Origin of the sequence: Nitratidesulfovibrio liaohensis (assembly GCF_011682075.1) — a bacterium.
In the GTDB taxonomy this organism is placed as follows: Bacteria; Desulfobacterota; Desulfovibrionia; order Desulfovibrionales; family Desulfovibrionaceae; genus Cupidesulfovibrio; species Cupidesulfovibrio liaohensis.
In genome coordinates this window covers 1-8,853 of record NZ_VSMK01000036.1, presented here as the reverse complement: position 1 = coordinate 8,853, position 8,853 = coordinate 1, and the positions used below count along the sequence as shown (strand labels likewise).

The following is an 8,853-nucleotide window of genomic DNA, read 5'->3' as shown; positions in this document are numbered from 1 at the left end:
GGCAGCACAGCTCGCCGTCCGGGCCGATGCGCTCCATGATGGCGGCGGAGTGGCCGCCAAGGCCCACGGTGCCGTCCAGGTATCGGCCGCCGGGGCGGGGGGCCAGCGCTTCCAACACCTCGTCCAGCAGCACGGGCACGTGCAGCGCGGCGGCGCGAGCCCCTTCCGTGGAAACGGAGGCGGCCTGCGGTGTGGTGGAGTCGGGTGCGCCGGTCATTGCGTTGTCCTGTGGTTATTGAGGGGCTGTGCCCTGCCGGGCCTAAAGGGAAAGTTCTATGCCACTGTCGGCCAACTCCGCAGCCACGTCGTCGAAGTCCTGCGCCACGATGCCGTCGAAGCGGCCCTGGTCCCAGATTTCGAAGCGGCTGCCCTGGCCCAGCAACACCACGTCCTTGGTGATACCCGCGTAGTCCATGTGCGAACGCGAAATGCGCACCCGGCCCTGACCGTCCAGTTCCATGAGTTCGGCGCTGCCGATGACCAGGCGGCGGAAGTCGCGCATCTTGCGTGAAGGGTTCTTGAGAGTGGAGAACTTGCGCTCGAAGTCTTCCCAGTCGGGCAGGGGGTAGCCCATGACGCAGTCGTCGAAGCTGGTCAGCACCAGCTTGCCGCCATCGGCACGCGACACGAGAATGTCGCGAAAATCCGGCGGCAGCATCAGTCGGCCCTTGGGGTCGAGACTGCGGTGGGAACGGCCTCTGAACAACATGAAAACACCACTTGCCTGTCATCTCAAGCTGTTGCGCGGAGTGTCGAAACTACGGACCCTGCTTCCACCGTTTCCCTCGCGTACCGCCGGGGGATGTTTCATCGGAGGGAAGGGGCCTTTTCCTGGAGACTCTACCACCTTTTACCACAATTTCCCACTTTCTCTATGATATGTTTGGCACTGTCAAGCCGTGGGCTCCGGCAGAGTCTAGAAAATTTCTAACGGGAGTTTCCCCGCACGAGACTCCATCGATATTAAAAGTCATTTCAGACAGATGTATCGGCAAAGCGCCCCACTCCAAAGGCCGCGCAACCCCCCTCATGCAAAGCCACGCGTGCGTTGCCGCACGGCATTCCGGGGCACCCGATGGCCCGTCCCTTCCCCCTTGTGATGCGTTGCCCCGGCCTGCCCTGATATTTTTACGAAACGCATGAGGACACAAAGGGTATCGGCACGATATACGGGGGTATCCGCCACGCGCCCCCGCAGGGCCGACGGCCCCCTTCACGACGCACAAACGGCTTGACAAGATACAACTTATTGCACAGGGGTGGATCATGAGAACGAAGATAATCGCCACCATAGGTCCGGCATCGCGCTCGCGTGAGGTGCTTTCGCGCCTCATCACCGCTGGAGTGCGCATCTTTCGACTCAACTTTTCCCACGGCAGCGCGTCCATGTTCGTGGATCTGGTGCGTCTGCTGCGCGAACTGGAAGCTGAATGCGGCAGCCCGGTAACCATCCTGCAGGATCTTTCCGGCCCCAAGATCCGCATCGGCGAAATTCCGGATGGCGCCATTTCCGTAGGCAAGGGCGACCGCGTGCTGCTGGGCCCCAAGGCCCCTGCCGGCGCCGTGCTGCCGTTCATCCCCTTCACCAATCAGCCGGTGCTGAACGGGCTGGAGGCCGGTGACCGGCTGGTGCTGTCCGACGGCGGTTTGCAGTTCCGTGTGCTGGGCACCGCGCCCGAAGGGTGCTTTGAGCTGGAGGCCGACAACAGCGGCATCATCACCTCGCGCAAGGGCCTGGCCCTGCCCGGCAAGTCGGTGCGGCTGCCCGCCCTGACCGAAAAGGACCGCAAGGACCTGGCCGACGGCCTGGAACTGGGCGTGGACGCAGTGGCCCTGTCCTTCGTGCAGACGCCGGAAGACATCCGCGACGCCAAGGAGATCATCGCGGCCAGCGGTCGCAAGCACATTCCCGTCATCGCCAAGCTGGAACGCCAGAACGCCGTGGACCGTCTGGACGACATTCTGGCCGAGGCCGACGTGATCATGGTGGCCCGCGGCGACCTGGGCGTGGAATGTCCCCTGCCCGCCCTGCCCGCCATGCAGAAGCGCATCATCCGCGCCTGCAACCGCGCGGCCAAGCCGGTCATCGTGGCCACCCAGATGCTGCTGTCCATGGTCAACAGCCCCTCCCCCACCCGCGCGGAAACCACCGACGTGGCCAACGCCGTGCTGGACGGGGCCGACTGCGTGATGCTTTCCGAAGAAACGGCCATGGGCAACTTTCCCGTGGAGACCGTGGAATTCATGAAGGAAATCGCTGCCAAGGCGGAAGAACTGCACTTCGAGACGCAGCGTCTTGCCGAACCGGCAGACGAAAAGGGCACGGCGGACTTCCTGGCCTACGCCGCCTGCCTGCTGGCGGAAAAAACCGGCGCCAAGGGCATCGTTTCGCACAGCATGACCGGCGCATCCGCGCGGCTCATCTCGTCGCGTCGGCCGCGCCAGATGGTCTGGGCCCTGACGCCCGACCAGGCCGCCCTGCGCGCCCTGAACTTCTCGTGGGGCATCGTGCCGCAGGACATCCCGGTGGACATCCCCGGCCACGTGGCACGGGCCGAGCGCTTCGTGGATACCGCGCCCGACTTCGAAAAGGGTGACAACGTGGTCATCACCGCCGGGCAGCCCAAGGCGGGCCGCAAGCCGCGCGGCACCAACATGGTGAAGATCTACAGAAAATAACGAAAGACCCCGTCCGGTCCCGCCCGGCAACCGTCAGAACGGCCCGATGGGCCTGGATCATCCGAACGGGCGAAATGGGCGGTGCGGGCGGTGCGGATTGAACGGTCCGGGCGCTCCGGCACACGGCACGTCACGCGAACACCACAAGGGAGCTACCCACGGTGAAGGCAACCATCCCCGACAACATCTCCGAGGAATACTACCAGATCAGCACGGAGATTCTGTCGAGCTTTCCCAAATACCGTCCCCCGGTGGATCTGTTCCGCTTCCGCGAGGATATCGCGCAGTTGCAGCCGTATACCCGCAAGGGGGCCCGGCTTACCAACGAACAGGTGGAAGAAGTGCAGCGCATGTGCGAGGCGGGCGACCTGTTCGTCTCGCGCTCGGACCATCCCATCTATTCGCAGCACATCGTGCACCAGCTCGATCTGGTGCTGGTGGACAAGAACCTGAAGGAAGGCGAGGTCGCCGACATCTTCCAGCAGGCGCTGGCCCTGCGGGTGAACGAATTCATCGACCAGCCGGTGAAGCCGGTGTTCGAGGTGCTGTACCGCGACGTGATGGTACTGACCGAATACCTGTGGCAGGACAAGCACCGGGTAAAACAGTTCATGCGCCGCCTGCACCGCGAACATTCGCTGGCCAAGCACTCGCTGAACACCCTTTCGGTGGGGCTGTGGCTGCTGGTCACCTCCATGGGCGACAACCTGAAGCGCCGCGACCTCGATCGGGCGGCGCTGGCCCTTTTGCTGCACGACCTGGGCATGGCCAAGGTGCCCGCGTTCATCCTGTCCAAGTCCACCCCGCTGAAGCCCGACGAAAAGGACAAGATCCCCCTGCACCCGCTGGTGGGGGCCAAAATCATGCACAAGATGGGGCTGGCTTTCGACGAATTGCGCCAGTGCACCCTGGAACACCACGAACGGCTGGACGGTTCCGGCTACCCGCAGAAGCTGAAGGGCGAGCAGATCAGCCGGTTGGGCCGCATCTGCGCCGTGGCCGATTCGTTTTCGGCCATGATCAGCGCGCGCCCCCACGCCCCGGCCAAGGAACTGGTGCCCGCCGTTCAGGAACTGGCGGCGGACAAGGCGCGCTACGATGCGCGCTACACCTCGCTGCTGCTCAATGCGCTGGTGACCAACGCCTTTGGCACCACAGGCAAGCCCAAGGCCGAAGCCCCGGCCAAGGCCCCTGCCAGGGCCCCTGCCAGGGAATGACGTTCCGGCCTGACACCCCTCCGGCCTGATCGCGCCAAGCCTGACGACAACGCCGGGCCGCCAGACATTCCGCGCGTTGCGCCGCAGGCGCCCCCCCCACACGCCTCTCCGCCCCGCACGATAGAAACGGGCCGCCCCCTTGCGGGAGCGGCCCTTTTGCATCGGCAGGAACAGGTCGGCAATGATGGGAACTGGTAAAACAGGCACCGCAGTCAGTACAGGCGGGCCAAATGGCCTTGGCGAATCATGCCTCTCACGCGGAGCATGCGGCACGCGAGGTCACGCGGCACGCGGCGATGCCTGGCCGCACGAAGGCAACAAGGCCCTAGGCGCGGCTGATGATCTCGCCGCTGATCTCGCGAAACACGTCGTTGATCATGATGACGCCCAGCACCTTGCCCGCCTCGGTCACCACGGCGTAACTGCGCCCCTTCTTCACGAAGCTTTCCAGCACCACCAGCAGCGGATCGTCGGGGGCCACCTGGGTCATGTCGCGGTCCATGACATCGCGCACCTTGGTGGAACCGGCCACCTTGCAGGCATTGCGGTAGATGCGGTCGAAGCCGTCTTCCTCTATGCCGCGCAACGAACCGCTGCGCAGCAGCGAATCTTCCATGAAGCGCACAGTGTCCCACACCGAAAGCGCACCGCGCAGCATGTCGCGCTCGTCATACACCAGGGCGCACAGGCAACCCGCCCCGCCCCCGCCGTCGGGTCCCACGCAGGAACTGAGCTTGCGCATGGCCTCGGCCAGCGAATCGTCCTCGCGCAGCTTGGGGAATTCCTCCCGCACGATGTCCCAGGCACGCTTTCGCAACAGCATCGATACTCTCCTCGCAATGTGTTCGTGGGCATCATCAGGCCGACCGGAGCGTCAGCGGAGCATTCGCGAAGTTTCCGGGGCCGCACCGGCCTCTCGACGGAATCAGGCCGGGATGGGGCATGGCGTCATCGTTATCAAAACTCGCCCCGCTTGTCTTCTCTTTCACAAGCCCTGCGGGCGGATGCGATGCGGGAACGTCACCACACTCCGCACATCTGGCGCGGCATCCTGCCGCAAGTCAGGAGAAGCCGTGACCATACCGGGCGAGCAGGTGGTGTCGGCGCAAGAGCGCATTTTGGCTTCTGCCGAGGAAGAACACGGCTTGAGGGAGCACAGAGAGGTAAACCCCGCCCACGCCAACGCTACAGGCGAGGCCCGTGCAGGTGGGGATTTTGTTCTCTGCCAAGGAAGAACGCCGTTCCATGAAGGGAGTGTACTTTTGTGGTACTCGACCGGAATGAAACGGAGTTCTGACGCTGGCAGAGGGCAAAAGCCACCCTGCACGGGCCTCGCCTAGTCGAAATCGGCGAAAAGAGCCCCAACATGCAACGGCCCCAGCGTCACCCGGCGGTACTCGCCGCGCAGCCGCGCGATGGCCTCTTGCAGATGGCTGGACGTCACGCCGTTGCGCACCGATGTGTGCGCCTCGATGAAGGCGGCCAGGGTGTCGCAGGCCTTGACCAGGCGGCCGTCCTTGGGATCCAGAGCGTCGATGTTGCAGGAAGACTGCAACTCGTCGAAGGTCACCTTGCGGACCACGGCCGCCGTCCCAGCCGGTGCGCCGTCGGGAGCGGGTTCGCGCACGGTCTCGTCGAACTCCGAGCCGGTGGCCAACCCCAGGAAGTAGCCCAGGCGGCTGGCCACGTCGCCGTAGCCCGCCTTGTCCAGCAGCGAGAACACCCGCTCCTGCATTTCCTGCTCTTCATACTGCCGGATGAGTTCGGGCAATTGCTTCACGGAGCGCTTCACCGGCGAAATGATGTCGCGGGTCAGCACTTCCGGCAGGTCGTGGAACAGGCCGCAGAAAAAGTTGTTCAGGCGCCGGGCGGGACAGGCACCCACGGCGATGCTGAAGAAATAGGCATAGCAGGCCACGATGAACATGTGCCCGATGACCGAGGTTTCAGGAATGCGCGGGGTCTGGGACCAGCGTTTCTGAAAGCGCAGTTGCCCGCACAGGTTGGCGAAACGCCCCAGCGCGTTGCTGGATCCGCCGATGAGTTCGGGCACCCCGGCCAGGTCGGCCATGGCGGTCAGGCGGGTCTGGAACGAGCCGTCGATGTCCGGCATCTCGTCGTCGAACGTGTTCAGCGGCTTGATGAGGTTGAATTCCCAGCCACTGGCGTAGAGGTGCGCGGCGGTCAGGATGCGGTCGGCCAGGGTGTTCTTTTCGCGGCGGCGGATGTACGTCAGCAGGCGCTGCCAGAAATCCTCGTCCAGCGGGCGCACGATGTGTTCCAGTTCTTCCGCCACCCACTCGGTAAGTTCGCTGTAATGGGCCTCGTTCTCTTTTATGCGGTAGAACACCGGTGGCTTGATGTCGGTGATGACCAACCGGTAGAAGTAGTCGAACAGCCCGCCCTCCACCACTTCGGCCCCAAGTCGCAGCCGTTCTTCGGCGGGCATGCCGCGAGTATTCAGCTGCAGCAGCAGCCAGGCCACGATCATCTTGTGGGCCTGCTTGTCCACCTCCATCAGTTCCACGGGCCGCAGCTTGTCGTTCCACCGCTTCATGTACGCACCGGAAAAGACGAACTGGAGCAGGCTTTTGCGAATGCTGGGCATGGGTCCTCCCGAGGGTGTTCAAGAAAATCTCTTGGCAATGTATGCGGTCATGGTGTAAATCTCAAGGGTTAGAAGCGATACGCTTCGGGTTCACGCCACATACGCCCTCCGGACGGTCCAAGCCAACCTTCCGACGGTGTTTCTTGCGGCGCCTGCCCGGTGCCGCCCCGCCCGCCGCTTTCGGCGCCATCAAGCGGGGCCAGTCGTCCGCTCCCCAGGCCCGCCGCCCCGTTAGGCGCGCCAGTGGGACCGAAGTGTGGACGACCGCCAGGCGAACCCCCTGCGTTTCCGCGACTTGCACCGGGACTGCCCGCACAAAGCCTGACCGCAGGCGAAAGGCACCCCGGCCCATCCGGTCCAGACCGGTACGGCAAGCATCGCACGCATGATGCCACCCTGCGGGGGCGGCATCGTCCGTCGCGCGTTTCCACGCCCTTTTTCTATTGACAAGGGGCGGGGAACCCAATACATAGACCGTTCTTTCGAGCTCGCACAGGAGTACGCTCTGATGAAAACGTTCAGCCCCACGCCCGAGAACATCAACCGCGAATGGTTCGTGGTCGATGCCTCCGACCTGGTTCTCGGCCGCCTTGCCACCCAGATCACGCATCGCCTGCGTGGCAAGCACAAGCCCGAGTTCGCCCCGCACATGGACAACGGCGACTTCATCGTCGTGGTCAACTGCGAAAAGATCAAGGTCACCGGCAACAAGCTTGCCGACAAGAAATACTACCGTCACTCCGGGTATGTCGGCGGTCTTCACGAGATCACCCTCGAGAAGCTGCTCGCCTCCCATCCGGAACGCGTGCTGATGAACGCCGTGCGGGGCATGCTGCCCAAGAACCGGCTTGGCCGCGCCATGCTGAAGAAGCTCAAGGTCTACGCTGGCCCCGAGCATCCGCATGCCGCCCAGAACCCGCAGCAGCTCGCCATCAAGTACTAACCAGATCGAGCCGGAGAGAATCATGGCCAACGAATTCAACTACGGTACCGGTCGCCGCAAGACCGCCACGGCCCGTACCCGCCTGTACGCAGGTTCCGGTCAGATCGTGGTGAACGGTCGCCCCTTCGAAGACTATTTCCCGCGCAAGTCGCTGCAAATGATCATCCGCCAGCCCCTGGTGCTGACCAAGAACGTCGAACGCTTCGACATCAAGGTCAACGTCTGCGGCGGCGGCGTGACCGGCCAGGCCGAAGCGGTGCGCCACGGCATTTCCCGCGCCCTGCTCGAAGTCGAGCCGGAACTGCGCGGAGCCCTGAAGCGCGCCGGTTTCCTGACCCGCGACGCCCGCAAGAAGGAACGCAAGAAGTACGGCCAGCGCGCTGCCCGCGCCCGGTACCAGTACTCCAAGCGTTAATCGCTTCCATTCGCTGCCTTTCGGGCAGGTCCGCCTCGGCGGGCCTGCCCTTTTTGCGTTGGCACGGTCGCGCGGGTCAAGCCGGGACAACGCATCAACGCGCAACGTACGACGTCCCCCCCCTTCCCGGCCATGCCCGGTGCCAGTTGACACCGCACGCCGCCGCCGACTACACAGGCAGTCGCGCCGGGCCTGCGCCGCAAGGATTTTCCGATCACGGAGCCGCCCGCATTCGTCCAGACAGCGCACACGATTCGCCACAGGACTTCACATGACCACTCCCGATCCGCTCCTCACCCTTGACCCGGCTCGCATCGCCCCCGACGGGTGCGTCAGCATCATCGGCATGGCCGGAGCAGGCAAGACCACCGTGGGCCGCGAACTGGCCCTGCAGCTTGGCTGGGCCCACGTGGACACCGACAACCTCATCGAGGCAACCTATGGAACCCGGCTGCAAGCCGTGGCCGATTCCATGGACAAGGAAAGCTTCCTGGACGTGGAGGCTGGGGTCATCCGTCGCATCGGCGCGCGGCGCACCGTGCTGTCCACCGGCGGCAGCGTGGTCTATCGCCCCGAGGCCATGGCCCACCTGGCCGCGCTGGGGCCGCTGGTCTACCTCGAGGTCTCCCTGCCGCTGATCCTGCAACGCATCGCCATGAACCCCGACCGGGGGCTGGCCATCGCGCCGGGGCAGACCATAGAGGACCTGTACAACGAACGCATCGCGCTGTATCGCCGCTATGCCAGCTTCACCGTGGCCGCCGATGCGCTGTCACCCGGCGGATGCGCCGCGCGCATCGTGGCATGGCTGACCGGAGGGGAGGCATAATGTCCACCAGCAAGCCTGGCCGCAAGCCTGCTCCCCTCGCGTCATCGCGCATGGCTGCCGCACTGAACGCGGCTGGCCGCACCGCCGCCGTACCGGGCGCACCAAACACTGCGGCCCAGCCCCAGCCGGGCCAACCGGCAGCAAAGGGTGGCCGCAAGGGCC

Annotated in this window: 9 protein-coding genes; 5 read left to right on the top strand and 4 right to left on the bottom strand. The window is 64.5% G+C overall.

The genetic code is table 11. The features are described from left to right. A partial coding sequence (gene mraW, locus FVW27_RS01715; protein WP_208294565.1) for a 16S rRNA (cytosine(1402)-N(4))-methyltransferase occupies window positions 1-217 on the bottom strand: 217 nt, incomplete at its 3' end. Between the two features lie 42 nt (window positions 218-259). Further along, window positions 260-709: a division/cell wall cluster transcriptional repressor MraZ gene (mraZ, locus tag FVW27_RS01710; RefSeq protein WP_167122195.1), complete on the bottom strand. Its 450-nt coding sequence runs from the start codon at window positions 707-709 to the stop codon at window positions 260-262. Window positions 710-1,266: 557 nt separating this feature from the next. On the opposite strand from mraZ, the gene pyk reads away from it, so the two are divergent. Then, window positions 1,267-2,679 (top strand): pyruvate kinase, encoded by a 1,413-nt coding sequence (gene pyk / locus FVW27_RS01705; protein ID WP_167122192.1) that lies wholly within the window; start codon window positions 1,267-1,269, stop codon window positions 2,677-2,679. A gap of 161 nt (window positions 2,680-2,840) precedes the next feature. Next, window positions 2,841-3,896, top strand: a complete 1,056-nt coding sequence (locus FVW27_RS01700) for an HD domain-containing phosphohydrolase (protein WP_167122190.1) — start codon at window positions 2,841-2,843, stop codon at window positions 3,894-3,896. A gap of 325 nt (window positions 3,897-4,221) precedes the next feature. Here FVW27_RS01700 and FVW27_RS01695 read toward each other — a convergent pair whose 3' ends face one another. Together FVW27_RS01695 and FVW27_RS01690 are read right to left on the bottom strand one after the other, a co-directional pair. Beyond that, a complete protein-coding gene (locus FVW27_RS01695; RefSeq protein ID WP_007522922.1) occupies window positions 4,222-4,719 on the bottom strand; it encodes a CBS domain-containing protein in 498 nt (165 codons plus the stop codon). Between the two features lie 513 nt (window positions 4,720-5,232). Next, complete coding sequence (locus FVW27_RS01690; protein WP_167122188.1) at window positions 5,233-6,504, bottom strand: HD domain-containing protein; 1,272 nt, start codon at window positions 6,502-6,504, stop codon at window positions 5,233-5,235. Window positions 6,505-7,012: 508 nt separating this feature from the next. Here FVW27_RS01690 and rplM point away from each other — a divergent pair. The 3 genes from rplM to thrB all read left to right on the top strand — a co-directional run bounded on the left by rplM (window position 7,013) and on the right by thrB (window position 8,691). Then, window positions 7,013-7,447 carry a 50S ribosomal protein L13 gene (rplM, locus tag FVW27_RS01685; protein ID WP_167122187.1) on the top strand — a complete coding sequence of 145 codons (435 nt, stop codon included), beginning with the start codon at window positions 7,013-7,015 and terminating at the stop codon, window positions 7,445-7,447. Window positions 7,448-7,469: 22 nt separating this feature from the next. Next, on the top strand, window positions 7,470-7,862 hold the full coding sequence (rpsI, locus tag FVW27_RS01680; RefSeq protein WP_007522928.1) for a 30S ribosomal protein S9: 393 nt from the start codon (window positions 7,470-7,472) through the stop codon (window positions 7,860-7,862). 271 nt (window positions 7,863-8,133) lie between these two features. Beyond that, entirely contained in the window at window positions 8,134-8,691 is a 558-nt protein-coding gene (thrB, locus tag FVW27_RS01675) for a homoserine kinase (RefSeq protein ID WP_167122185.1), read from the top strand. Window positions 8,692-8,853: the final 162 nt, after the last annotated feature.